Below are 25,415 nucleotides of genomic sequence, written 5' to 3'. Positions count from 1 at the left end.
CCCCCGCGGCCGCATGGCCCGCAAAGATCCGCAATGAAAAGGGCCGCCTCAAAGGGCAGCCCTGCTTGCTATCACTTCCGATTCATCGCGCTTGTCAGTTGAATGAATATCGAGGCAAGAAATGTGTCTGGTCTTGGCTGCCGTCCATGGTAGCTACCCTGATTAGTCTGCCGAGGTTCGGTTAAGTTCCCGGTCATGACGCTTTTTTTAATATTTCTTTCAAAAAAACGAAACAGGGGCCTAATGGCCCCTGTTTTATCCAGGCTGCGCCTCAGCGATTCAGGCTGGGCGGCAGGCAGACGCCAATGCCCCCCAGGCCGCAATAGCCTTCCGGGTTCTTCTCCAGATATTGCTGATGGTAATCCTCGGCGTAGTAGAAGGGCGCCAGCGGCAGGATCCGGGTGGTGATGGCACGGGCATCGCCGCTCGCCATCATCGCCTGCTGATAGGCCGCCAGGCTCTGCTGGGCGATGGCCTCCTGGGTTTCATCCCCGTAGAAGATCACCGAGCGGTACTGGGTGCCGATGTCGCCGCCCTGGCGCATGCCCTGGGCCGGATCGTGCTGCTCCCAGAACAGCTTGAGCAGATCGCCATAGCTGATGACCTTGGGGTCAAACACCACCTGCACCGTCTCCGCATGACCGGTCAGGCCGCTGCACACCTCCTTGTAGGTGGGGTTCGGCGTCAGGCCTCCCTGATAACCGGCGGCGGTGGAATAGACGCCGGGCTGCTGCCAGAACAGGCGCTCCACGCCCCAGAAACAGCCCATGCCAAACCAGGCCAGCTCCATCCCCTCGGGCCAGGGGCCCTGGGTCGGGTGGCCGTTGACGGCATGCTGCTGGCCGATCGCCAGCGCTTCCCGTCGTCCCGGCAGGGCCTCTGCCGGTGAAATAATCTGCTCCATATGCCCTGTCCTTGAATAAAATCCCGCACGAGGCGGCTGACGAAAAGGAACCCCGAAGATAACAGGTTATGAGCCCGGATCAACCAAGGCGGCCCCTTCAACAGGCTGACCGCCGCCCGGCTCGCCCAGGCGCAGGGCGTCTGCGGCTGGTCAAAATGGCGGCACAAAACAGCAAAACCAATATTTAGTCTTGATTTGTGAATTTATTTTCATATATTGAGCAAATTGCTGCTTTTTTATGGAACGAAACACGTGCGTGAACGCGAACCCAGCCTGGTCCATGCCTTTCGGCAATCCACCCCCTATGTCAACGTACACCGGGGTGCCACCTTCGTGCTGATGATGGGCGGGGAAGCCATCTGTCACCCCAACTTTGCCAACATAGTGAGCGACATCGCCCTGCTGCAGACGCTCGGCATTCGCCTGGTGCTGGTGTTCGGCTCGCGTCCGCAAAACGACGAGGCGCTGGCCCGTGCCGGCATCGAGGCCCAGTACCACAGACGGATCCGGGTCACCGACGATCAGAGCTTCGCCATCATCAAGCAGGTGTGCGGCGGCCTGCAATACGACATCACGGCCCAGCTCTCCATGGGGCTGGCCAACACCCCCATGCAGGGGGCGCGCATCAGCGTGGTGAGCGGCAACTTCGTCACCGCCCAGCCGCTCGGGGTGGAAGATGGCATCGATTACTGCCACAGCGGCCGGGTGCGGCGCATCGATGTGGAGGGGATCACCCGCCAGCTGGATCAGCATGGCCTGGTGCTCATCTCCCCCATCGGCTGCTCGGTCACCGGCGAGAGCTTCAACCTGAGCTCGGAAGAGGTGGCGCGCCGGGTGGCGGTGGATCTGAAAGCCGACAAGCTCATCTGCTTCAGCAGCACCCAGGGGGTGATGAACAGGCAGGGCGTGGCCATCTCGGAGCTCTTCCCCGAGCAGGCCGAAGAGCTGCTGGTGGAGCTGGAGCAGGCGGGTGAGGAGATGTCCGGCACCGCCCGCTACCTGCGTGCGGCCATCGCCTCCTGCCGCGGCGGCGTGCCGCGCTCCCACCTGGTGAGCTATCAGGATGACGGCGCCATGCTGCAGGAGCTGTTCAGCCGCGAGGGGCTCGGCACCCAGATAGTGCGCGAGAGCGCCGAGCGGGCGCGGGCCGCCACCATCGAAGACATCGGCGGCATCCTGGACCTCATCCGGCCGCTGGAGGAGGAAGGCATACTGGTACGCCGCTCCCGCGAGCAGCTGGAGATGGAGATAGACAAGTTCACCATCATAGAGCGCGACGGCCTCATCATCGGCTGCGCGGCGCTCTACTGCTTCATGGAAGAAGCCATGGCCGAGATGGCCTGCGTCGCCATCCACCCCGAGTACCGCAACTCCAACCGGGGAGATCAGCTGGTGGCCAAGGTGGCCGAGCGGGCCAAGCGGCTCGGCATCCGCCGCTTGTTCGTGCTCACTACCCGCTCCATCCACTGGTTCCGGGAACGGGGCTTCGATCCCCTGGAAGTGGAAGATCTGCCGGTGGCGCGCCAGCGCCTCTACAACTGGCAGCGTCGCTCCAAGGTTTTGTCCAAGACGATTTCGTAACTGATTGATCTTGTGCCTGGTTGTTGCCAATTGTGTACTTTTTTACAAACTCGATTGACAGTGCAATCCAGTGCAGGGTATTTCTACATGCACGCCACCTTCCAAGGTGGCACCAGAAGAGGAGCGCTGCCCAGGCAGCCCAAGGGAGGACACCAGAGTCCGGTGAACTTGGGTCAGGGGGAGCAGCGCCGAGACGAGTGAGGCAACTGGATACCTCAACGTCGGCTGCGGGGGCTGAATCCCCCGGGTTGTCATCGGTCGTGTGCATCCCACAGGCATCCAGCAGGATCCTTGTGGGATGGGCACCGCGGATGGAGTGCTTCTGGCCGGGATCCTTACGTTTTCCTGCCATTTTCTGCCTCCTCCTCTCTTTTGCCCGATGAAACCGGATTTTCACCTTGAGACAGGAGTATGCAATGAGCCCGATCAACGTCGCCAAGTTTGGCGGAACCAGTGTCGCCGATGCCGCGGCCATGAACCATTGCGCCGACGTGGTGCTGGCCAATCCGGCGACCCGGGTGGTGGTTCTGAGCGCCAGCGCCGGTGTCACCAACCTGCTGGTGAGCCTGGCCCAGGGTGAACTGGACGAAGCCGGGCAGGATGCCCAGCTCGACAAGTTGACCGGGATCCAGCAAGCCATACTGACGGCGCTCGGCAACCCGGGCGAAGTGAGCGCTCTCATTCACGCCCAGCTCGGCGACATTCGCACCATGGCCCGCCAGGCCTGCCAGCACACGGATGCCGAGCTGGCAGACCGCCTCATCGCCTGCGGCGAGCTGATGTCCACCCGCCTCTTCACCGAGCTGCTGCACCAGCGGGGCATCAAGGCCCAGTGGCAGGACGCGCGCCAGCTGCTGCGCACCGACAGCCGCTTTGGCAAGGCGACCGTGGATCTCGCCGCCACCCGCACCCTCTGCCAAGCCACGCTGGGCCCGCTGCTGGGTGACAGCCTGGTCATCACCCAGGGCTTCATCGGCGCCGACGCCGATGGCCGCACCACCACCCTCGGCCGGGGCGGCTCCGACTACAGCGCGGCCCTGCTCGCCGAGGCGCTGGACGCAGGCAGCATAGAGATCTGGACCGACGTGCCCGGCATCTACACCACGGATCCGCGTCTGGTCACCCGGGCCCGCCCCATCCCCGAGATCAGCTTCGTGGAGGCGGCCGAGATGGCCACCTTCGGCGCCAAGGTGCTGCACCCGGCCACCCTGCAACCCGCCCTGCGCCAGGACATTCCGGTGTTCGTCGGCTCCGCCAGGGATCCCGCCGCCGGTGGCACCTGGATCCGCGCCAGCACCGAGACCAGCCCGCTGTTTCGCGCCGTGGCCCTGCGCCGCCAGCAGGTGCTGGTCACCCTACACAGCCTCAACATGTTCCACGCCTACGGCTTTTTGGCAGAGGTGTTCGGCATCCTGGCCCGTCACCGCATCTCGGTGGATCTCATCACCACCTCGGAGGTGAGCGTCTCCCTGACCCTGGATCACACTGGCAGCCAGAGCAACGGCGAGCCCATCCTGGGCGACAAGGTGCTGGCGGAGCTCGGCCAGCTGTGCAAGGTGGAGGTGGAGACCGACTTCGCGCTGGTGGCCCTGATTGGCAACCGCATGAGCGAGGCCGCCGGGGTGGGCAGCCGGGTGTTCGACGCCATTCGCGAGCACAACATCCGGATGATCTGCTACGGCGCCAGCGCCCACAACCTCTGCTTCCTGGTGAAAGAGAGCGAGGCGGGCAACATAGTCAACCGCCTCCACCAGGAGCTGCTCGACTGAGCCTGACGAGCCCTGGTCAGGCCCTTCTCCCCCTGGGGCAGAAGGGTCTGGTATCGGGGGAAGGCCATGGCGCCAGAAGCTATACCAACGAAGAGGGGCGCCCATGCGCCCCTCTTGTCACTCTGTCATCCCCATGTCAGCGCGCAGGCTGGCTGGTCCGGGTCGGTAACAGGTTGGCCCGGATCTGCTCGCGCAGCCCCCCCAGCCGTTGCAACAGCGCCGCCTGACCGAGCCCGGCCTCATCAAACCCCAGGTTATCGGCCAGCGCCGGGAAGTGCTCCCGCACCGCCTGCTCCAGCCAGTCGAGGCGGCGCAGGGTCATGGGGCCGCAGCTCTTGCCGCTGAGATCGTCCAGAATGTCGAGCCGGTGGCTGCGATACATGTCGCGCCACCAGTTGGCGGCGAGCGCCTGCTCGCTTGCCAGCGCCGCACTCCACTCCCCCACCAGCCCCTGCATCCGGGCCAGCACGGGGGCGCTGGCCCCCTCCCGTGACAGATATTGCAACTCCCCCTTCGCCCAGGCGAGACAGAGCTCGCGCCAGTGGCGAAACAGCGGCAGGGGATCTGCCTCCTCCAGCCAGAGCCCGGACAGGGTGCGGGTCTCCAGCCGCTCAGCCACATGAAATGCCGGATCGGTGAGACCGTTGGAGTTGAACTCGTGCAGGGGATCGAAGGGCCACATGTAGCCAAAGTCGAACACCGAGATCTGCTGGCCGTCGTCGAGCAGATTGCCGGGGCTCGGATCCCAGTCAAACCAGCCCCAGCGGGCCAGCTCGGCCTCCACCGCCAGCATCTGCGCCAGGTTGCGCTCATTGAGCCTGCGCACCGGATCTCCCCTCAGCCAGGGGGAGACCAGCACCCCGGCGCGGGCCGAGCCGAAGCTGGTGCAAACCACGTTGGAGAGTATGGTGGGGTGCAATTCCCGCAGGCTCTCTATCTCCCGGCGCCGCTCCAGCTCGGTGAGAAAGGCGGTCTTGCCGTCGACGTTGGCCACCAGGGAGTCTGGCCGGCAGCGCTTCAGGCACCAGTGATGGCCCTCCACCTTGAGGTGGAACACCTCGGCGGTGAGCCCCTGACCATAGACCTTGACGACGTCCGGGTGATCCTCGGTCAGCCTTGTCAACTGGGCCAGGGGCAGGGGACAGTCTCGCTCACGCCCGATCCGGATCTCATCCCTGTTCTCCAGCATCTGGAGCAATCTTGCCTGACGTGCCGCAACCTTGGGATTCATACATGTACCTCCAACCGTTACTGAGAGACTAAACAGCGCCCCCCTCCCAGACCAGCGGCAAAGGCCCATGATGACGCTTTCATCACAGAATGAGTGCCCCTGCCGGATCGGGATCACAATTTGCACGCACAAGCCGTCACCCAATATTCATCCCGTCGTCATTAAATTGACTTCAAGGAACAAGCCCCTCACCATCGGGTCAAAATAGATGCAGCGTTGCTGCCCTGCCCGCTCCAAGGATGAGCCCCTATGAATGCCCCCGTCTGTGATCGCCCCCCCTCTTCCTCCCAGTCTCTGACCGGGTGGTTGTTCGGTCTGCTGATCGCCCTGCTGTTGCTGACTCTCGCCCTGCCGCTGCTCAATCCCGTCGGCTGGCTCGGGAAGGCACAGCCGCTGATCCTGGGGCCCGCCGATCAGCCCATCGCCACCCTCAGCCGCCACAGCCTGCTCTACAAGAGCGACAGTCGCGGCCTCTATCTGGTGGTGCGCAGCCAGTGGCAACTGCTCAAGCCGCTGCAGGCGGGGGACAAGGTGCGGGTGGAGCTGCTCAACGACAAGGGCATGCGCATCGATCAGCTGAGCCAGGCGGTGGAGAAGCGCCAGAAGTGTCGCCAGGAGCGCTGCACCCTGGATCTCAACAGCGCCCTGCGCGCCCCCGACGACGCCCTGGACAGCCGCTATCAGCTGCGGATCGGCCTGCTGCTGGCGGACAGACCCGAGAGCGCCGAATACAGCCAGATCCTGCAGACCCTGCCGGAGCGCGGCTTCAACCTGACCTATCTGATGACCAGCCTGCTGCTGGTGCTGCTGGTGAGCGCCGCCGTGCTCAGGGCCCTGCTGCCGCGGCTGCGCCGCAGCTACCGCTCCCGGGTGCTGGGCAGCCTGCTGCTCGGCAACCTCACCTTCGTGCTGCTGCACGGCTTCGTGGTGTTCAAGCTGGGGGAGTTTCTGCTCTGGTCGGGTTTCAGGCCCGAGCACTACTACCTCGCCTGGGGCAGCATGGTGCTGGGCTGGAGCCTCTGCGCCCTGGCGGGCTTCAACCTCTATATGGGGCTGGTCTTCACGGCGCTTTCGGGCATAGGCCTCTTGGCGAACTTCATGAAGATAGCCATCTACGGGGTGCCCCTTGGGGGGGACGATCTCGGCAACCTGATGGCCCTGCTGCACATACTGCTCGATCAGCACCCCGTGTTGCCGGTGCTGGCCGTGCTGGGGCTCTTGTTCCTGTGCTGGCGCTTCGCCCTGTCGCGCTGGATCCTGCGCACGGCCGCAGCTACCGCCGCCTTCTTCGCCCTGTGCGTATTCGCCACCCAGACCGGCAACAAGCTGCTCGGGGCCAACATCCGCTACGTGGACAGGGCGGTCAACTACCACAGGGACATCATCCGCGCCGGTCCCGGCCTCTACCTGTTCAACCTGGTGGACGAGATGCTGCAAAGCGGCAACATCTTCCGCTACCCCTTGCAGATCAACGAGCGCACCCCCGAGCTCAGCCAGCCAGCCCCGGGCCAGCCGCCCCGCTTCGATCTGGTGATAGTGCTGCAATATGAGTCGCTCTGGCTCGACTGGCAGGGCAAGATCTGCGCCCCCGCTCCCACCCTCTCCCTGCCCGCCGATGTGGCCCAGTGGCACAAGACCATCCACTCCCCCACCACAGGGGGCATGACGGTGCTGGCGGAGTTCGAGATGAACACCGGCCTGCCGGTGGGCCTGCTCAAGCAGGGGGTGGTGCCCTACTACTACCTCTCGGATCAGGTGCCCGGCCTTGCCAGGAGCGCCAGGCAGAACGGCTACCAGACCCTGTTCGCCCACCCCTATGTGGAGAAGTTCTGGGGCCGCGCCAAGGCGATCCCGGCCCTCGGCTACGAAGAGCGCTGGTTCGACACCCGCTTCACCACGCTTGAACACAAGGGGCTCTACATCTCGGACGATGCCCTCATCGATCACCTGCTCAGACGCAGCGAGCAGGATGACAAGCCGCTGTTCGCCTACGCGGTCACCATGCAGGGGCACGGCCCCTTCGACGGGGATCGCTATCGGGCCCAGCAGATCGACAGGGCCTGCCCGGATCAGAGCCCGGCGGACAGGCAGTTGCTCAACACCTACTACACAGGGGTGGTGGACGCCATGGCCTCCCTGGAGCGGCTGCTCAAGACGCTCGATCGCTCCGGCAAGCGCTACCTGGTGGTGGCCTTCGGGGATCACCAGCCCTTCCTGATGTCGGCGGGCAAGAACATCCATGGCGCCAAGCCGCCCCGGGATGCCCCCTACCAGATCCCCATGATGGCCTTCACCCGCAACGATGGCGCCATCACGCTCGAGCGCCAGTTCGCCCCGGTGCGCCAGCTCTACCAGATGGGGCAGGCCACCCGAGCGCTGCTGGCAGGGGATCTCACCCCCATAGAGGACAAGCCCGTGCTCCATCCGGTGCTGGGGGAGGAGAAGGGCTTCGACCCCTCCCCCCTGGTGCCGCAGATCCGCGCCAGCTTCCGGGCCGATGCCCTGCCCTGATCCTGCCCGATAGCAACAACAAAGAGGCCGCAACTGCGGCCTCTTTGCATTTCTCTGGCGACTAACGGAGCCAGGGCTCGCACAGGGTAAGGGTCTGCCTGTCGAGATCCAGTTCGGCCTCTATGCCGAGCGGCACCGTCAGCATGGGGTGAGTGTGGGCGCAGTCGAACTCCGCCAGTATGGGGAAGCCGGGCTCCCCCACCACCTCCAGCAGGATATCGAGGGGCTGCTTGCCGCTGCCCTCATCGTCGAAACGTTCATGCTTACCGAGGATGAGCGCGCCTATGCGGTCGAACACCCCGCACAGCTTGAGGTGGGCAAAGGCCCGCTCCACCGTCTGGGCAGATTTGAGACTGTCTTCCAGCAGCAGAATATCCCCCTGCTTGATCTGCGGCATAAAGGGGGAGCCCCAGATCCCCGCCAGGGTGTTGAGGTTGCCGCCCATCAGCCGTCCCCGCACCCGGCCGCTGCCCACCGAGACAAGCCGGTTAGGCTGGCACAACTTGGCCCGGCTCTGGTTTTCCCAATCCAGCCGCTCGTCGGTCCAGTGGGTTGGGGTCGGCAGGGTATGAGGTGCGCTGGCCTCCCTCGCCAGACAGATCTGGCGAAAGCCCGCCAGGGTCTCGTCCACCAGCGGCGGGAGCTCGCCAAAGGAGGCCACCAGTGCCGGGCCATAGAAGGTAACCAGGCCGGTCTGGGCGTGGATGCCGAGCAGCAGGGCCGTCACATCCGAATAGCCGACGATGATCTTGGGATCCTCTCTCAGCCCCTCGTAGTCCACATAGGGCAACAGGGAGTTTGAGTTGCTGCCGCCAATCACCGACATGATACAGCGCACCTCCGGATCCCGGATGAGGGCATTGAGCTCGGCGGCCCGCGCCGCTATGGAGCCGGAGCGCCAGTGATCCCGCGCCCCGGTCAGGCTGCCCGCCTTGAGCCTGAAACCTTGCCCTTCCAAAAACGCCCTGGCACGCTCGAACCGCCGGGGAGCCCAGGCGGTGGCCGCGCTGGAGGGAGAGAAGAAGCCTATGGTATCGCCGGGTTTGAGCCCGGCGGGCTTGCGCAGTGCCATGGATGACAGTCGCTCCTGAGAGTCTGGGGGCCGGGATCCCCATGATCCGGCATAAGGCTCCATCCTAATCCAGGTGTTTTCTTCCCAACAAGGGCTGACTGGCACTGGGCAGGCCGTTCTTTGTTTGGAGAAATCAAACGACATAACCAAGTCGGATAGAAAAAGTAAACAATATTCCCGGCTCAGGGCCTCCCCCTCATCCCCGGCCCTTCTCCCGCAAGGGGAGAAGGGGGAATCGCCCCCCATACCATAGGGGTGCCGCGCCCAATAAAAAAGCCGACCTCGGGGTCGGCTTGCTGCAGGCGGCCAGGGGGCAAAGGCGAGCTAGATCACCACGGCGGTGCCGCTGATGCTGACCATCAGCATGCTGCCGTTCTGGCCCACCACCTCGTAGTCGATGTCGATGCCGACCACGGCGTTGGCACCCAGGGCCTGGGCACGCTCCTTGAGCTCCTCGAAGGCGATCTCCCGGGCCCGGGCCAGCTCCTTTTCGTAGGCGCCGGAGCGGCCACCTATGATGTCGCGGATGCCGGCGAACAGGTCCTTGAAGATGTTGGCACCCAGGATGGCTTCACCCACGACTATGCCGCGGTATTCACGAATGGCCTTGCCTTCCAGGGTGGGGGTGGTTGAGAGGATCATGAGGTCTCCTGTGGGTTCAATAGGGTGCGCTGGGCACCGTTGCCGCCATGGTAGCAAGGCGAAGACCAAAGCATAACCCCGCCTTGCCGGGGACAGCAGGAGACGCCGCGCCCCCGGAGCTAACAAGTGATTGATTCAGCATCCAAAGTGCCATCTATACTGCCTGTGTCGCGGATCATTCCCCCCTTTTACAGATGCATATGGCACTTGCCGGAGGGGGCCGATCCTCAGGATTGATGGGAGAGGGACCTTGATGAAACGAACGCTGCTGCTGTTGCCACTGGCCACCTTGCTGAGCGCCCCCACCGAGGGCGCCGGCCTCTATCTGTACGAAACCGGTACCAATGATCTCGGGCTCGCCTCCGCCGGCATGGCCGCCAGGGCCCAGGATGCCACTGTGCAGCTGGTGAATCCCGCTGGCCTGAGCCACCTGAATGGGCGCCACCTGACCCTGGGCGGGCAACTGCTCTACGGGGATGTGCCCTACGATCTGGACGATCCCGCCGAGGGAGATGTCGATACCGTCATCGGCTGGTTCCCCGCGGCCTCCGCCTACTACAGCCAGCAACTCGATGAGCGCTGGTCGGCGGGCCTGGCGCTCTATGGCAACTTCGGGCTGGGACTGGATTTTGGCGACTGGGCCGGCAAGCAGCTCATCGAGGAGGCCACCCTGATCGGCCTCACCCTGCAGCCATCCATTGCCTACCGCGTCGACGAGCACTGGTCGCTCGGGGCCGGGGTCGGCATCAACTACGGCCTGTTCGCCCTCACCCGGGAGGGCAGTGGCGGGGAGCAGAAGCAGGATGACAGTGACTGGGCCCTCAATGCCAAGCTGGGGCTGCTCTATGAGTGGAACCCGGGAAGCCGCGTCGGGCTGGGCTATGCCAGCGAGGTGACCTATCACTTCGACATAGGCCGCGACATCACCTTCTCGCGCCCCAATCTGCCAGGGATCAGCGCCACCATCCCCCTCTCCGGCATGGTCAACAGCCCCCAGCAGTTGATGGTGAGCGCCTTTCACGCCTTCGCCCACGACTGGGCCATCATGGGCAATCTGGGCTGGCAGGACTGGAGCCGCTACAACGACAACCAGGTCGCCGTCTTTGACCGCACCTCCTCAGAGAAGGGGATCTATCAGGACAGCTACCACCTGGCGGTCGGGCTCCAGCACGATCTGACGCCGCAGTGGACCCTCAATGGCGGCGTGGCCTACGACAGCAGTGCCTATCGGGATCAGAGCCACACCTCCCTGACGGTGCCGAGCGGCAGTGCGCTGCGCCTCGGCACAGGAGTTATCTATGCGTTCAACGCCCAGGAGACCCTGGGGGCCGGTTTTGAGTACATACACATGGAGAGCGCCAGCGTCGATGAAAGATCCCTCTCAGGTCACTATCCCACCCCGGCGCTCTACTTCTTCGCCGTGAACTACGGCAAGCGCTTCTAGGCAGCCCCCTCTTGGACCATAAAAAAAGGAGAGGCCTGGCCTCTCCTTGTCGTTTGTCTTGTGCTTGCCACTCAAGGCACAGGCTTAGTGCAGCTTCATGCTCGGGCGCAGCACCCGGTTGATGCGGCCCACCAGCATGATGAGGCCGGTCTTGATGTAGCCGTGCAGGGCGACCTGGTGCATCCGGTACAGGGAGATGTAGACGATGCGGGCGATGTAACCTTCCACCATCATGGAGCCGCGCATCAGGTTGCCCATCAGGCTGCCCACTGTGGAGAAGCGGCTGAGGGACACCAGGGAGCCGTGGTCGTGGTAGAGGTAGGGCTTCATCTCGCCGCCGTTCATCTTGGCCAGGATGTTCTTGAACGCCTGGGTCGCCATCTGGTGGGCGGACTGGGCGCGGGGCGGCACGAACTTGCCGTCCGGCTGCGGGCAGGCGGCGCAGTCGCCGATGACGAAGATGTTCTCGTCACGGGTGGTCTGCAGGGTCTCTTTGACCACCAGCTGGTTGATGCGGTTGGTCTCGAGGCCGGCGATCTCCTTCATGAAGTCCGGTGCCTTGATGCCAGCAGCCCACACCATGAGGTCTGCTTCAATCAGCTCACCATCCTTGGTGTGCAGCCCATCGGCAGTGGCTTCGGTGATCATGGTGGCGGTGCGCACGTCCACGCCGAGCTTCACCAGTTCCTGGTGGGCGGAGCCGCTGATGCGCTCAGGCAGCGCCGGCAGTATGCGGGGGCCCGCCTCCACCAGCGTCACCTTGAGGCTGTCGGTGGTGAGGTTCTTGAAGCCGTAGGCATAGAGCTGCTCCACCGCGTTGTAGAGCTCGGCGGAAAGCTCGACGCCGGTGGCGCCGCCACCCACGATGGCGATCTTCACCTTGTCACCGGGCTTGTATTCGGTGGCGAACTGCAGGAAGCGGTTCATCATGCTGTTGTAGAAGCGGTGCGCCTGGGAGGGGCTGTCCAGGAAGATGCAGTGATCCTTGATGCCCTTGGTGTTGAAGTCGTTGGACACAGAACCTATGGCCATCACCAGCACGTCGTAAGCCAGTTCCCGCTCGTTGACCACCAGGGCGCCGCTCTCGTCGTGGATAGGCGCCAGCACTATGCGTTTCTCGTCGCGCTTGATGTCGGTCAGGCTGCCGAGCTGGAATTCGAAGCCATGGTTCTTGGCGTGGGACTGGTAGCTCAGGGCGTCGATGCCCGCGTCCATGGAGCCGGTGGCCACTTCGTGCAGCAGGGGCTTCCACAGGTGGGTGCGGTTGCGATCCACCAGGGTGATCCTGGCCTTGTTCTTCTTGCCCAGCTTGCGGCCCAGGCTGGTCGCGAGCTCGAGACCGCCGGCGCCACCGCCTACAACGACAATATTCATCATGATGATTTTCCTTGGTTCCTCAAAACGAAAGGGAGCCATTGGCTCCCTAAAACGAAATCGGTTGACGTGATGGCTCAGGCTTCTTTGAAGGCCTTCATCCGTTGCAGATGGTGCGAGATGTTCTTGAACTTATGGGTCTCGCGCTCATCCCATACGATGTCGTAATAGTTCTTCAATTCACGTTCAGTGTCCCGATTATCGCGGATTTCATCCTGAACGGAAAGGATGCACAGGCAGTTTCCTGAATTTTTATTACGAAATTCGGTTACACACTTGGTGCCGATGTCCTCGTACTCTTCCGGCCTGTCGATCTTGCCCTGCATGTTCTCTTCCGGGTGCAGGTTGGGGTTGAAGACCACCTGTTTGATGCCGCACAGAAAACCGATCCGCTCGCTCCAGTAGCCGCCGAGCCCGACTCCGCAGATGAGGGGCTTGGGGTCTGTGCTCATGTCGAGCTGCTTCTTCACCTCCTTGAGCAGGTGGCTCATGTCGTGGCGGGGGTGAACCGTGCTGTAGTGCACGAAGCGCACATCATCATCGATAAACTGCAACTGCAGCACTTTCTCATGATTGCCGGGGCTGGTGGCATCAAAGCCATGCAGATAGATGATCATGGATAAGACCTCAAGAACTGTGTCGGTTCTATCGAAACTACCCCAGCGAACGGCCGAGGCGCCACCAAAACATCGCACTTTCTTGCTTTGGATCACGCCCCCCGCCGCTGGAAAATCCTTTTCCCACCCCCTTTGGGCGCATTCGGCAGGGGAAAAGGGGCGCCAGGCCCCTGACGCGGCGCCCGGCCTCAGCTCTGGGTCTGCTCGAAGCGATCCACCGCCGCCGCCACCAGGGCCAGGCTCCCCTGCCAGAAGGCCGCCTCGCGGATATCCTGCCCCAGGTGTTTCGCCACCAGATCCTCGGCGCTCATGCGGCCAGTGTCTCGCAGCAGGGCGCGATAGGCCTCGGCCACGTTCGCCTCCCCTGCCCCCTTGCGGCTCATCAGCTGCTGATAGACCCCGAGGCTGAACAGGTAGCCAAAGAGGTAGGGGTAGTTGTAGAAACCGAACCCCGCGATGGAGAAGTGCGCCTTGGCGGCCCAGAACATGGGGTGATAGCGGCCAAGGCTCTCTTCATACCAGCGCCCCCAGGCCTCGTCGGTGAGCGCCTTGAGCCGGGCAGATGACACATAGCCCTGCTCGCGCTCGGCTACCAGGGCCTGCTCGAAGTCAAAGCGGGCCGGGATGTTGACCAGGAAGGTGGCGGCGCCGTCGGCTTCTGCCCAGGCGATGGCCTGGCGCTCCTCGGCGCTTCGGGCCTGCTCGAACAGGGCGCTGCGCACCAGCGTCTCGGCGAAGATGGAGGCGGTCTCGGCCAGCGTCATGGGGTAGCTGCGCTGGCTCATGGGCAAGTCCCGGATCAGCCAGTTGTGCCAGGCGTGCCCCAGCTCGTGGGCGAGGGTGATGACGTTGTCCATGGTGCCGGCATAGGTGATAAAGACCCGCGGCTCCACCGGATCGGCAAACTTGGTGCAGTAGGCCCCGGTGCGCCGGTTCGGGGTGGGGGCCGCATCAATCCAGCCGCGCTCGGCCATCATGCGGGCGAACGCCCCCATCTCGGGATCGAAACCGGCAAAGGCCAGGGCGATGATCTCGATCGCCTCCTCGAACGGTATGCTGCGGTGGCTGCTCGCCGGGGGCGGCGCGAACAGATCCTCAGGCCCCAGCTCCTCGATGCCGAGCCGCCGGGCCATCAGCCCCAGGGCCCGCTGGCCCAGACCCCGGGCGTTATACGTCTCGGCCATGAGCGTATCCAGGGTCGCCCGCTCGATGTGGCTCTGGTGGCAGGAGAGATCCAGGGCATCCAGGGTCCGCACCCTGCCGCGCTGGCGAGCCAGTTCCAGGCGCCAGCCGTTGAGGGCGTTGAGGATGGCGGCCACCGTCTCCTGCTCCCCCTCCCAGCCGGCGCTGATGGCGTCGAAGGCCTCTTTGCGCTGCGCCCGATCCGGGCTGGAGAGCAGATTACTCGCCTCTGCCAGCCCCCGCTCCTGGCCGGCTACCTGCACCCGGATCTTGCCCACCAGATCGTTGTAGAGGTTGCCCCAGGCGTGCAGGCCGTCGGTGCCAAGGCCGATGACCAGCTGCTCCGCCTCCACCGGCAGCCGTTGATCCTGCAAGCGGCGCTCGTGGCGCAGTCGGTACTCCTCCTCCCCGAGGAGGGGATCCTGCATCAGCGGCCCGAACTCGGCCTCGGGCAGCCCCAGCATCAGATCTTCGATGGGCGCCAGCGTCTTGAACAGGTCCGCATTGAGGGCCCGGGCCCGGGAGGCCAGCTGCTTGGCCAGGGGATCCCGGGCATCCTGGCTCCCCGTGCAGGCCGCCAGCACGGCGATGTTCCAACCGATCTCGCGGATACGCCGGGCCCGCAGCCGCACCTCCCGTAAGCCATCCCGCAAGCCATCCTGCAGGGTGGCGCCCTGATCAGGCAGCGGGCCCAGGCCGTCGATAAAGACCGCCAGCTCGGCGAGGCTGGCGCGGGCCAGGCTCATGTCCGCTTCCAGTACGCTGCTGTCGAGGGAGGGGTAGATGTGCTGATTTTGCCACTGCTGTGGGTAGACTCGTTGTTGCATCGAACGCTCATTGTCAGAGACGGGTCCGGCCCGTCGTGAAACAGGGGTGGCCCCAGGGCCACGAACAGGAATACCAAGGCTGGCGGCAACACCAGCCGGATCAAACACGGGTGACTACACCAGCCGCTCGAGGCGCACCACAGCGTCCTCGACATAGTGCAGGCTCTCTTGCCAGAAGGCGGGCTCGCGAATGTCGACCCCCAGGTGCTTCTCCACCAGGCTCTCGGCGCTCATGCGGCCGGTGTCGGCGAGCAGCGCCCGATAGGCCGGCACGAAGTCGGCACCGACCCGCTCCTTCTGGGCATAGAGTCCCAGGCTGAACAGGTAGCCAAACAGATAGGGGTAGTTATAGAACCCGAGATCGGCGATGGAGAAGTGGCCCTTGCTGGCCCAGAACAGCTCGTCATATTCGCTGAGGCTGTCACCATACCACTGCTGCTTCGCGGATTTCATCATGGCCCTCAGCTGGCCCGCCCCCAGATACCCTTCGGCCCGGCCTGCCACCAGCGCCCGCTCGAAGTGGAAGCGGGAGGGAACGTCGAGCAGCAGGCTCGCGACCCGCTCCCCGTCCATCCAGGCGATGGCCAGGCGCTGTTCGCGGGTCTGCGCACGGGCGAGCAGGGCCTCCCGCACCAGGGTCTCGGCAAACAGGGAGGCGGTCTCGGCCAGCGTCTTGGGGTAGTCGCGCTGCGCCAGTGGCGCGTCCCGCAACAGCCAGCTGTGCCAGGCGTGGCCGAGCTCGTGGGCCAGGGTGATGACGTTGTCCATGGTGCCCTCGAAGGTGAGGAAGACCCGGGGCTCGGCGGGGTCGGCATACTCGGTGCAATAGGCGCCGCTGCGCCTGTTGTCGCTCGGCGCGGCATCTATCCAGCCCCGATCCGCCATCATGCGGGCGAAGTCCCCCATCTCGGGATCGAAGGCGGCGAAGGCATCGGCCACCAGCGTCAGCGCCTGTCCGAAACCAACGCTGGCCTGCGCCCCATAAGGCGCCGGGGCATAGAGATCCCAGGGGGCGAAATCCGTTATCCCCTGGGCACAGGCCATGGCTCGCAGGGCCCGCCTGCCGAGCGCCTTGTGGGCCTCGGCCTGCGTCATCAGGGTCTCCAGGGTGGCGCGCTCCAGGTGCCCCTGATGACAGGAGAGATCCAGAGCATCGAGCCGCCGCCCCTTGCCGCGCTGGGCCGCCAGCTCGTTGCGCCAGCCGTTGATGGCGTTGAGGATGGCGGCCACCGTCTCCTGCTCCCCGGCCCAGGCGGCCTGAATGCCGTGCCAGGCGCTGGCGCGCCGCGCCCTGTCCGGGTGGGCGAGCAAGTTGTCCGCCTGGGCCAGCCCCATGGGCTCCCCCGCAACCACTGGCCTGAGCCTGGCCACCAGGCTGTCGTAGAGATCCCCCCAGGCTTGCAGGCCGTCCACCGCCAATCCCTCGATCAACTGCTCGCTCTCGAGGGAGAGGGCCTGATCCTGCAACCGGCGATCGTGGCGAATGAGGTAGGCCAGCTCGAACAGCTCGGGATCCTGCAGCAGGGCCCGCACCTGATCCTCGGGGGCATTCAGCCAGAACAGGGCCACCGGCTTGACGAGCTGGGCCAGCCTCGCCTGCAACTGCTGGCCACGGGATAGCAGCACCCGGGCGGCCTCGTCGCGGCCGTTGCGGCTAAGCCTGTTGTAGGCGAAGGTCTGGCTGTTCCAAGCTTGGGCTTTCACGGCATTGGCCTGGCGGCGAATGGCCCTAAGCAGGTGGCGCAAGGCATTGATGTCCCGGGTCTCTGGCAGGCTTGCCAGCAGGTTGGCGATCTCGGTCAGGGCCTCTGCGGCGCGCTGGAAGTCGGCGTCGATGGCTGGGCAATCGGGGGCGGCATAGATGTGATCATCCTGCCAAAGGGTGTTGGTCATAACTGTCCTTGTCTGTTTGCGTCCATGTGGGCGCCCCGCCTCTGTGGGCAGTGGCCGCCAAATAGTACGAAGGGGGCCAGCCCTTGCCTAGCCCCCATTCTGGTCAACAAACAGCAGATCCGGCCTGCGACGCCCCCTGTCGGCAGGGGACGATTCCTGAGCGGCCGCTATTATTTCGCGGGGGTCAACTTGCCCACCAGGGTCATGGCCAGCACCAGCACCAGGCCGGCCACCACCCCCACCAGGGCGCTCAGCAGGGTCGGCGTCACCGCGGCCAGCACGGCCCCCCCGGCCAGGGGCGCCAGACTGGCGGCCACCCCCTCAATGAGGTGATGGGCAAAGGGCCAGCCGTGGACCAAAATGCCGCCCCCCACCATGAACATGGCGATGGTGCCGACCAGGGCCAGCAGGTGCATCAGCCGGGGCGCCGTTACCAGGAGCCCCCGCCCCACTGCCCGGCGCAGGACGCTGGCATCGGGTTTTTGCAGCAGGTGCAGGCCTATGTCGTCGAGCTTGACGATCAGCCCCACCAGGCCGTAGACCCCCACCGTCATCAGCAGGGCTATGCCCGCCACCACGGCGATCTGCAGGCCCAGGCTCGAGCCCTGCACTGTGCCGAGGGCGATGACGATGATTTCGGCGGAGAGGATGAAGTCGGTGCGAATGGCCCCCTTTATCTTCTGCTGCTCGAAGGCTTCCAGATCGTCCGGGATCGCCTGCGCTGACGAGGCCGTCTCGCCGCTGTCGTGGGGCAGGAACTTGTGGGCCAGCTTCTCGGCCCCCTCGAAGCAGAGGTAGGCGCCCCCCAGCATCAGCAAGGGGGTGATGAGCCAGGGGATCAGGGCGCTGATGGCGATGGCGGCGGGCACCAGGATCAGCTTGTTGCGAAACGAGCCCTTGGCCACCTTCCACACCACAGGCAGCTCCCGCTCGGCCCGCACCCCGGAGACCTGCTCCGCATTGAGGGCGAGATCGTCCCCCAGCACACCGGCGGTCTTCTTGGCCGCCATCTTGGTCATCAGGGCCACGTCATCGAGCACGCTGGCAATATCGTCGAGCAGAGCCAACAAACTGGTTCCGGCCATATCAAACATTCCTTATATCAGTGGGAAACATCGCCCCAGGCAGCACGGCGCTCTTCCTGGTCACCGCCTTGGTCATCAGGGCCAGGTCACCCGGCACGCTGGCAATATCGCCCGGCAGGGCCAACAAACTGGTTCCGGCCATCGGAGGGGGTTCCTTGTTTCAGGCAAAAGATGGCACAGTGTAACGAGAAGCCGCCCTTTCGGCAGCCCCCCATGACAGGGTCAATCGGCCTTGTTTCACCTCAAGGCCCCAGGCCCAAGGAGTTCCCATGCAACCCTGGCAACCTCTGCTCGATTTCTGGTTTGGCGACGACTCAGGCGACGCCCCCCGCGCCGCCCGGCAAGCCCCCCTCTGGTGGGGCAAGAGCAGCGAGACGGACGCGCTGCTGGCGCACCGCTTTGGCGAGCTGGCACAGGCCGCCGCAGAGGGGGAGCTCGCCCACTGGGCCGAGGTGCCGGTGGGCAGGCTGGCGCTGATCCTGCTGCTGGACCAGTTGCCGCGCAACATCCATCGCGCCTCACCCGCGGCCTTTGCCCAGGATGCCAGGGCCCGGGATCTCTGCCTCAGGGGCCTGTCCCTTGGCGCGGACAAGGCCCTCTCCCCGCTGGCGCGGGTCTTCTTCTACCTGCCGCTGGAACATGCGGAGTCCCGGGAGCAGCAGGCCAGAAGCGTGGCCCTGTTCGAAGCACTGGCGGCCGAGCAGGCGGACGGCCCTGCCCGGGAGACCTTCGAGGGATTCGCCGACTTCGCCCGCCGCCATCAGGTGATCATCCAGCGCTTTGGCCGCTTCCCCCACCGCAACGCCATCCTGGGGCGCACCAGCACCCCGGAGGAGGCCGAATTTTTGCAGCAACCGGGCTCCGGCTTCTGAGCAGCTCCGCCAAAGGCGCATAAAAAAACGGGCCCAGTGGGGCCCGTTTTGCATGCAAAGGGTGACAAGGGGCTCAGGCCGCCTCGGCCAGCTCCTCCTCTTTCTTCTGGTAGGCCTGGGGGGAGAGCCCCAGCAGCTCCTGCACGGTGGAAGCCACAGTGATGGAGGAGATGGTGCCCACCAGGATGCCGGCGAACAGGGTGAAGGAGAAGCCGAACAGGGCGTCCCCCCCGAACAGCAGCAGGGCCCCCACGGTGAACAATGTGGTGCCCGAGGTGATCATGGTGCGACTGAAGGTGGCCTTGATGGCCACATCGGAACACTCATGGATCCCCATCTGGGTGCGCGAGCCGAGCAGGTCCCGCAGCCGGTCCGAGATGACGATGCTGTCGTTGAGCGAGTAGCCGATCACCGCCATCAGGCCGGCGATGACGTTGAGGTCGAACTCGATATTGAACAGCGCCAGCAGCCCCAGGGCCACCAAACCGTCGTGCAGCACAGAGACCAGGATGCCGATGGCCTGGCGCCACTCGAAGCGCACCGCGAGATAGGCGGAGATGGCCAGCGACGCCACCAGCACCGCCAGCATCCCCTGCTGGAACAGCTCGGCGCCCACCTGGGGGCCCACTATGGTGGTACGCAGCAGCTCCACCGGCAGGGCGAGTTGCTGCCCCAGCATGGTCGCCAGATCTTCCGCCGCCCAGGGCAGCTCGTGGGGAGGCAGCTTGATGAGCCACTCGCCGGGCACGCCGGCGCCGTGCAGCTCCACAGCTCCGGCCAGGGGGGCGCTCAGCAGTGCGTTGAGTTCGTGGGCCTCCTTCAGGGTCTGGATGCGAAACTCCAGCAGTATGCCGCCGGTGAAGTCGAGCCCAAGGGAGAGCCCGTTGATGGCGAGCACGGCTATGCTCGCCACCGTCAGCAGCACCGAGGCCCACATCCCGATGTAACGCCAGCGGGTCAGGCCCATGGCAATGATCATTCTCAGCATTCTTCTTCCCTCGACAGCAGATGGCTTGGGCTTCCCAACCGGAAGCAAGTGGCGCCGAGCTCGCTCGGACGCGCGGTGCTATGACGCAGGCAATGGGGGTCAGTCATGGTCATACCCTCAGCAGCTTGGCGCGGCTGTTGCCCCACAGGGGGTTGATGATGGCGCGGGTGCCCCAGATGCCGGTCACCATGCTGGAGATGAGCCCCAGGATCAGGGTGATGGAGAAGCCCTGCAGCGGCCCTGAGCCGATGGCGTAGAGCACCACGGCGCAGATGAGCGTCGTGATGTTGGCATCGAAGATGGTGCGAAACGCCGAGCGATAGCCAAAATCGATGGCATTGGCCAACGAGCCCCCCTCCCTCAGCCTGTCCTTGATCCGCTCGAAGATGAGCACATGGGTGTCCACCGCCATGCCCACCGTCAGCACCAGACCGGCGATCCCGGGCAGGGTCAGCACGGCGCCGGGCAGCACCGCCAGCATCCCCACCTGCATCAGCAGGTTGCCGATGAGCGCCGTGATGGCGACCCAGCCGAACTTGCGATACCAGGCCATCATGAACAGCATCATCCCCGCCATGCCGAACGCCAGGGCGGTGAAGCCCGCCTCTATGTTCTGCAGCCCCAGGGTCGGGCCGATTGAGCGCTCCTCCAGGATCTTCAGCGGCGCGGTGAGGGCGCCGGCCCGCAGCAGCATGGCGAGCTCTTGCGCCTCCGGCAGGCTGCCAATCCCTGTGATGCGGAACTGGTTGCCAAGGGCGGTCTGTATGGTGGCGACGTTGATCACCTCGCTTCTGGCCCGCAACTTGCCCTCGGCGTTGGTCTTGTACTCGGTGAAGACGGTGGCCATGGGCTTGCCCACGTGCTGGCGGCTGAACTGGTTCATCTTGCTGCCACCCAGGGTGTCGAGCACTATGTTGACCTGGGGCTGACCCATCTCCCCCATGTTGGCGCGGGCATCGACTATGTGCTCGCCGCTCAGCACCGGCTTGCGGGCCAGACCGACCGCCTGGCCGTTGCGATCCGCCATGAAGAAGCGGCTGTCGGCCTTGGCCTCGTAGAAGGCCAGGGATGCGGTGGCGCCTATCACCTCTTTCGCCTGCTTGGGGTTGTGCACCCCGGGCAGCTCGATGCGGATGCCGTCCTGACCCTGACGCTGGACCGAGGCCTCGACTATGCCGAGCTCGTTGATCCGTTTCTTGAGGATCGACAGGTTCTGGGTCACGGCGTTGTTCACCAGCAGGGTGCGCTCTGCGTCGCTCAGCACCAGCTTGAGCTCATTGCCGGAGCGGGAGAGCTTCCACTGATCCTGACGGGTGCCGGCGCTCTCCTTGATGATAGTGAGCCAGCCCTCCTGCCCGTCGACGTCCGGCAGGGTGACGGCCAGGGCCCCCTGGGCGGTGCGCATCACGCTGGCGCCGCGCAGGTTGGCCTCACGGAAGCGGGTGCGCAGGGTATCCACCAGGTTCTTGGTCTGGTTGTCGATGACAAAGTCCACATCGACCCCGATCAGCAGCTGGGAGCCGCCGCGCAAGTCCAGCCCGAGCTTGATGGGATCGGCGCCGAGCTGGCTTATCCAGGTCGGGGCATTGGAGTGAAACTCCAGGGTGAGGGCCGCACTGTCCACCCCCTGCTGCTCCAGCAACTGCTTGGCCCGCTGCTGCTCGGCCTGGGTGGCAAACACCAGCTCGATCCGCTCCTTCTGCTCGATCTGCTTCTGGGGCGCTATCTGGTGCTCCTGCAGCAGGCGCTGCTGCGCCCCGCTCAGGCGGGTCTGGCCATGGAGGCCCAGGGAGGGCTGCTCACCGAAGAAGGTGGGCAGGGAATAGAAGGTGAAGGTGACCAGCATCAGCAGCAGCAGGGCGTACTGCCACGGGCTCATGCGGTTCAGTATGGTATGACTCTTTTTTCTCATGAAATCGGCCTCTGTCAGGCGATGGCAAGGGCGACGCCGGGTCGCACCGTGCAAAAAAATGAAACAAGACAGCCTAGCCGTTCACTAAAAGTGAACAGCAACAGAGAGAAGATGAGGCAACAGCAGGCAGACTGACCCCATCGGGGTCAGGCGAGGAAGCTCTGGGAGAAGCGGTATTGCAGGTGCCGGCGCTGCAGGCGGCGCAGGTGGATGCTGGCGAAGTGATCGCGAAAGCTCGTCCTCGGGTAGAAGAGGGCGGCGTAGAGCAGCAGGCCGCACAACAGCAGCAGTATGGCCTGCTGGGCCCAGCTCATGACCAGCTCGTAGACCACGCTGCCGGGTTGATGATCCCGGCTCAGGGAGTGCTCGAGGCGCAGCAGGTGGCTCTGGTGGGAGCCGACGAACTTGACGACACCGTCGTCGCTGTCGCTGGCGCCATGGTTCATCTGGGCGCCGTCGGCGGGATCCGCGGCCTCCCCCATCAGCTGGGCGGCATGCTGGGAAGCGGGTACCTTGAGCCCCTCCACCGAAACGGTAGAGAGCAACAGAGTGAGCGCGATGAGCAGGGTCATCGCCGCCAGTTTCACTTTGTCCAGCAGGCTCAAAAAGTTAATTCCCGAATAATAGAAAGGGCAAACTACCATAGCCCCCCCACAAGGACAAGGGCGGCAGGCCATGACGCCTGCCGCCCTTGCGGTGCTGAACGCGGCCGTCAGCGGCTGCGGGTCATGGCTTCGAAGTCCTCGGCATAGTCCTTGAGCAGGGTGTAGAGGTGGGCGCGTTGGGAGAGATCCATCGACTGGCTGAGGGCGCTCAGCCACTGTATGGTGCGCTGGCGTGACTGGTCTGTGTACCCGGTGAAGCGGCCATCCATCAGGCCGTCCCCCTGTTGCAGCAACCGGGTCAGCTCCTTGCCAAAGTCCGGGTCCTGGCGCTGCTTCATCAGTCGCTCCAGCTCCTTGGTCCAGGCCTCCTGGAACTCGAGCCAGGGGGGCATCATCTCGTATTGCCACTCGGCCCACTGGGCAATGAGCGGCTCCTGGGCCGGCTTCACCTTGCCAATCCAGAACACCAGCCGCTCGCTCATCTTCTCCCTGAACTCCTTGAGCATCTGCGCCTTGGGCTCGGTGGCGAAATCATGCTTGCGCTCCTGCTGGCGTTTCACTCTATCGGTCATGAAGCGCGCCACCTGGGCATCGGTCAGGGTACTGGCGAGACGCACGGTGCGGGGAATGGCGTTCTCCAGGGTGCGGGTCAGGCTGGCCTGGGTGCGGTCCAGGTGCAGGGTGACCTGGGCCGGGGTCATGGGGCTGGCCACCGCCCTCGCCAGGGCATCGAGATCCCGGGCATAGATGGGCAGCTCGTGTTGGCGATGCCAGGCCATCAGCCCCTTCACCTCCTTGTCCAGCAGGGTCTTCTGGCTGCGGTCCAGGGAGAAGTAGTCGTCCAGTTGCCAGACGATGGCCGAGTCGAGCCAGTAGTAGATCACCCGGGTCGCGCAGCCGGTCAGCAGCAGGCAGAGCAGCAGCAGGCTCCAGCTGCGGGGTTGACGCCATGAGAATCTGGTCACCATGCATGCCTCCAAGTCGTAGAAAATAAGCGTCGCGCTGGCCCTTGCCCGGACTCACTCCAGGCGCTGGCGGTTCGTGTCGATGAGGGCCTGATAGTCGGGCCCGGGTTGTTGCTCCGCCATCAGCAGCGCCCACAGCAGGCCGATGTAATCGACCCAGGGCAGGAAGGCATCGGTCTGGAATCCCTTGCCATTGAGCAGCTTATGAGCGCCTCCCCTGCCTTCAAGATAGCAGCTCTCCAACTGGCACCGCAGCTCTTCGCTCCAGCCATGGGTGCGCTGTATGCTGGCCAGCTCGAAGCCGGGATGACCGGCAGCGCCATACTCCCAGTCGATGACCCAGGGCCTGTGGCCCAACAAGTTAGCCGGATTGAGATCATGATGGCAAGGGAGCCAGCAGTCGTCCGGCTCGTGGCTCGCGAGCAGGGCCCGCTCCAGCGCCGGCAACCAGGGGGGCACCTGGGCCAGGCGTTCACGATAGCCGGCGCTGTGGGCCCGCACCGCCATCACCACGGCGGGCAGCGCCAGTCGGTGCAGTCGTCTCAGCACCTCGGCCAGCAAGGGAGGTTGGGTCGCCAGGGGCGGCGGGGAGACGGCCCAGTTCGGCTCGTCGCACCAGTCCAGCAGCATCAGGCCGGTGGCGGGATCGCCGTGATGACAGGGCAAGGCCAGCCCCTGCCCCACTGCCCCCTGATAGAGCTGCCACTCGGTGGCGCGGTCGATGCCGAGCCGCACCGGATCCGGGTGGCCGCGCCGCAGGAAGCCACTCTGCCCCGAGGGCAGACGCAGCCGGTAGTTGCCGTTGGTCAGGCCGCTCGCCAGTGGCTCAAGGCGCCCCTGGTGCCAGGGGGCCGGCAGGCTGGCCAGCAGGCTCAGCTCCGCCAGATCCCCCTTCTGCCGGGTCGCCTCACCAGCCAAAGGTGGAGGTCTTCGCCTGCTTGCGGATCTCTTTCTGATCGGCCCACAGCAGCTCGCCATTCTCCAGATCCATCAGGTTCATGGTCATCTGGTAGTAGACGTCCTTCACCTTGCCATTGTCCTTGACGATGCTGGCCAGGTTGCCATAGACCATGTAGCGGGCGCCGGTCTGCTTGCCCAGGCGCACCATGGAGGCGGGATCCACCATTCCGCTGCTCTGCTGGTACTCGAGCTGCTGCTTGACCGCGCTCACCTTGCTCATGTCGACGAAGCGGAACTTGCCGGCGCGCAGCAGCTTGGTGCGGATGGTGTCCGTGATGGCCTCGGTGTCGATGTGCTCCGAGGTCTTGTTGCGGATGGAGTCCATGAACATCACGGGACGGCCCCCTGCGGTGATCTCGCCTGTGACCGGTGAGGCCAGCATGGAGTCCGCCATCTTGTCGGCGATGGCCTGCAAGTCGGAGGAGCCGTAATCCACCGTCACCGTCTCTGTCTCGGTGGGATCGCCATAGCTGACTGTGGTGCTGGAGCAGCCGCCGAGCAGCAGGGCCGAGGTCAGGATCAGCAGGGCATGGTTCATTCTCATCAGTTCGATTCCTCAATCACTTCGCGTACGTAAATCCGGTAGCCCCGGGCTGCCGGACTCGGCGCCAGGGCGGACAGGGTGCGGGTCTGGTAGCCGTGCAGCTTGATGGGGGTCCAGCCGCGGCCATCGCTGGCCACCTCCTGCCCGGCCTCATCATACCAATAGAACAGGTATTGCAACTTGTTGTCGCCGCGCTGGGTGCTGGCGGCGGCCACGTTGACCTGCAGCAGGCCGTTTTGCTGGCGGCGGCTGAGTTCGGTCAGGGTGACGTTGACGTTCTGGTGCTGCTCCGCCACCGCCGCCGCCCCGGCCGCGCCATAGAGCGCCACGCCGGAGGTATTGGTGGCGCACCCCGCCAGCAGCAGTACCAGCCCGAGGGCCAAGCCATGTGCTTTCATCTTGTTCTCCTTGCCGGTGGCCGAGAGGCCGAACCGGTC

General features: G+C 64.7%; 22 protein-coding genes and 1 riboswitch. Of the genes, 5 read left to right on the top strand and 17 right to left on the bottom strand.

Annotation, left to right across the window (positions count from 1 at the left end; all coding sequences use genetic code 11):
* Nucleotides 1-271: 271 nt before the first annotated feature.
* Complete coding sequence (msrA, locus tag AB5Y91_RS07125; RefSeq protein ID WP_025326594.1) at nucleotides 272-904, bottom strand: peptide-methionine (S)-S-oxide reductase MsrA; 633 nt, start codon at nucleotides 902-904, stop codon at nucleotides 272-274.
* A 252-nt stretch (nucleotides 905-1,156) separates the two neighbouring features.
* On the opposite strand from msrA, the gene argA reads away from it, so the two are divergent.
* Nucleotides 1,157-2,485 carry an amino-acid N-acetyltransferase gene (gene argA, locus AB5Y91_RS07120; protein WP_025326593.1) on the top strand — a complete coding sequence of 443 codons (1,329 nt, stop codon included), beginning with the start codon at nucleotides 1,157-1,159 and terminating at the stop codon, nucleotides 2,483-2,485.
* A gap of 108 nt (nucleotides 2,486-2,593) precedes the next feature.
* Nucleotides 2,594-2,815: riboswitch (Lysine riboswitch) on the top strand.
* Nucleotides 2,816-2,901: 86 nt separating this feature from the next.
* Entirely contained in the window at nucleotides 2,902-4,254 is a 1,353-nt protein-coding gene (gene lysC / locus AB5Y91_RS07115) for a lysine-sensitive aspartokinase 3 (RefSeq protein WP_163137313.1), read from the top strand.
* Nucleotides 4,255-4,390: 136 nt separating this feature from the next.
* Here the strand turns inward: lysC and AB5Y91_RS07110 are convergent, their stop codons facing one another.
* Complete coding sequence (locus AB5Y91_RS07110; RefSeq protein WP_368169401.1) at nucleotides 4,391-5,485, bottom strand: hypothetical protein; 1,095 nt, start codon at nucleotides 5,483-5,485, stop codon at nucleotides 4,391-4,393.
* Between the two features lie 249 nt (nucleotides 5,486-5,734).
* On the opposite strand from AB5Y91_RS07110, the gene AB5Y91_RS07105 reads away from it, so the two are divergent.
* Nucleotides 5,735-7,996 (top strand): LTA synthase family protein, encoded by a 2,262-nt coding sequence (locus AB5Y91_RS07105; RefSeq protein WP_368169400.1) that lies wholly within the window; start codon nucleotides 5,735-5,737, stop codon nucleotides 7,994-7,996.
* 61 nt (nucleotides 7,997-8,057) lie between these two features.
* Here the strand turns inward: AB5Y91_RS07105 and AB5Y91_RS07100 are convergent, their stop codons facing one another.
* Together AB5Y91_RS07100 and AB5Y91_RS07095 are read right to left on the bottom strand one after the other, a co-directional pair.
* Nucleotides 8,058-9,068, bottom strand: coding sequence for a S66 peptidase family protein (locus tag AB5Y91_RS07100; RefSeq protein ID WP_368169399.1), 1,011 nt, complete (start codon nucleotides 9,066-9,068; stop codon nucleotides 8,058-8,060).
* A gap of 324 nt (nucleotides 9,069-9,392) precedes the next feature.
* On the bottom strand, nucleotides 9,393-9,710 hold the full coding sequence (locus AB5Y91_RS07095; RefSeq protein WP_025326589.1) for a heavy metal-binding domain-containing protein: 318 nt from the start codon (nucleotides 9,708-9,710) through the stop codon (nucleotides 9,393-9,395).
* Nucleotides 9,711-9,963: 253 nt separating this feature from the next.
* Here AB5Y91_RS07095 and AB5Y91_RS07090 point away from each other — a divergent pair, with 253 nt between their 5' ends.
* Nucleotides 9,964-11,154 (top strand): OmpP1/FadL family transporter, encoded by a 1,191-nt coding sequence (locus AB5Y91_RS07090; protein WP_368169422.1) that lies wholly within the window; start codon nucleotides 9,964-9,966, stop codon nucleotides 11,152-11,154.
* Nucleotides 11,155-11,238: 84 nt separating this feature from the next.
* On the opposite strand, the gene AB5Y91_RS07085 is transcribed toward AB5Y91_RS07090, so the two are convergent.
* The 6 genes from AB5Y91_RS07085 to AB5Y91_RS07060 form a co-directional block, all read right to left on the bottom strand.
* On the bottom strand, nucleotides 11,239-12,531 hold the full coding sequence (locus AB5Y91_RS07085; protein WP_025326588.1) for an NAD(P)/FAD-dependent oxidoreductase: 1,293 nt from the start codon (nucleotides 12,529-12,531) through the stop codon (nucleotides 11,239-11,241).
* Between the two features lie 74 nt (nucleotides 12,532-12,605).
* The gene (ycfP, locus tag AB5Y91_RS07080) at nucleotides 12,606-13,145 is read right to left on the bottom strand and encodes an alpha/beta hydrolase YcfP (RefSeq protein WP_005331594.1); all 540 of its coding nucleotides are present in this window, start codon (nucleotides 13,143-13,145) and stop codon (nucleotides 12,606-12,608) included.
* A gap of 188 nt (nucleotides 13,146-13,333) precedes the next feature.
* Nucleotides 13,334-15,154, bottom strand: coding sequence for a M3 family oligoendopeptidase (locus AB5Y91_RS07075; protein ID WP_368169398.1), 1,821 nt, complete (start codon nucleotides 15,152-15,154; stop codon nucleotides 13,334-13,336).
* A 114-nt stretch (nucleotides 15,155-15,268) separates the two neighbouring features.
* Complete coding sequence (locus AB5Y91_RS07070; RefSeq protein ID WP_106887110.1) at nucleotides 15,269-17,047, bottom strand: M3 family oligoendopeptidase; 1,779 nt, start codon at nucleotides 17,045-17,047, stop codon at nucleotides 15,269-15,271.
* A gap of 170 nt (nucleotides 17,048-17,217) precedes the next feature.
* Complete coding sequence (locus AB5Y91_RS07065) at nucleotides 17,218-18,132, bottom strand: DUF808 domain-containing protein (RefSeq protein WP_234567640.1); 915 nt, start codon at nucleotides 18,130-18,132, stop codon at nucleotides 17,218-17,220.
* Nucleotide 18,133: 1 nt separating this feature from the next.
* Complete coding sequence (locus tag AB5Y91_RS07060) at nucleotides 18,134-18,274, bottom strand: hypothetical protein (RefSeq protein ID WP_368169397.1); 141 nt, start codon at nucleotides 18,272-18,274, stop codon at nucleotides 18,134-18,136.
* Nucleotides 18,275-18,401: 127 nt separating this feature from the next.
* Between AB5Y91_RS07060 and AB5Y91_RS07055 the strand changes: the two genes are divergently transcribed.
* Nucleotides 18,402-19,004 (top strand): DUF924 family protein, encoded by a 603-nt coding sequence (locus AB5Y91_RS07055; RefSeq protein ID WP_368169396.1) that lies wholly within the window; start codon nucleotides 18,402-18,404, stop codon nucleotides 19,002-19,004.
* 73 nt (nucleotides 19,005-19,077) lie between these two features.
* Here AB5Y91_RS07055 and secF read toward each other — a convergent pair whose 3' ends face one another.
* The 7 genes from secF to AB5Y91_RS07020 form a co-directional block, all read right to left on the bottom strand.
* Entirely contained in the window at nucleotides 19,078-19,992 is a 915-nt protein-coding gene (gene secF / locus AB5Y91_RS07050) for a protein translocase subunit SecF (protein ID WP_290028601.1), read from the bottom strand.
* A 109-nt stretch (nucleotides 19,993-20,101) separates the two neighbouring features.
* Nucleotides 20,102-21,904 (bottom strand): protein translocase subunit SecD, encoded by a 1,803-nt coding sequence (gene secD, locus AB5Y91_RS07045; protein WP_168234815.1) that lies wholly within the window; start codon nucleotides 21,902-21,904, stop codon nucleotides 20,102-20,104.
* Between the two features lie 146 nt (nucleotides 21,905-22,050).
* On the bottom strand, nucleotides 22,051-22,548 hold the full coding sequence (locus tag AB5Y91_RS07040) for a hypothetical protein (protein WP_368169395.1): 498 nt from the start codon (nucleotides 22,546-22,548) through the stop codon (nucleotides 22,051-22,053).
* 68 nt (nucleotides 22,549-22,616) lie between these two features.
* Nucleotides 22,617-23,477, bottom strand: a complete 861-nt coding sequence (locus AB5Y91_RS07035) for a DUF6279 family lipoprotein (protein WP_106887116.1) — start codon at nucleotides 23,475-23,477, stop codon at nucleotides 22,617-22,619.
* 51 nt (nucleotides 23,478-23,528) lie between these two features.
* Nucleotides 23,529-24,392: a phosphotransferase gene (locus AB5Y91_RS07030; protein WP_205599402.1), complete on the bottom strand. Its 864-nt coding sequence runs from the start codon at nucleotides 24,390-24,392 to the stop codon at nucleotides 23,529-23,531.
* Nucleotides 24,382-24,978: a penicillin-binding protein activator LpoB gene (gene lpoB / locus AB5Y91_RS07025; protein ID WP_139744338.1), complete on the bottom strand. Its 597-nt coding sequence runs from the start codon at nucleotides 24,976-24,978 to the stop codon at nucleotides 24,382-24,384. Before lpoB ends, AB5Y91_RS07030 begins: the two co-directional genes overlap by 11 nt.
* Nucleotides 24,978-25,376 (bottom strand): YcfL family protein, encoded by a 399-nt coding sequence (locus AB5Y91_RS07020; RefSeq protein WP_139744339.1) that lies wholly within the window; start codon nucleotides 25,374-25,376, stop codon nucleotides 24,978-24,980. Before AB5Y91_RS07020 ends, lpoB begins: the two co-directional genes overlap by 1 nt.
* Between the last annotated feature and the right edge of the window lie 39 nt (nucleotides 25,377-25,415).

It is taken from the genome of Aeromonas sp. R4-3, from assembly GCF_040908275.1.
Lineage (GTDB): Bacteria > Pseudomonadota > Gammaproteobacteria > Enterobacterales > Aeromonadaceae > Aeromonas > Aeromonas rivipollensis.
Note: the sequence above shows the minus strand (reverse complement) of the source record. Positions and strands in the feature narration are given on the sequence as shown.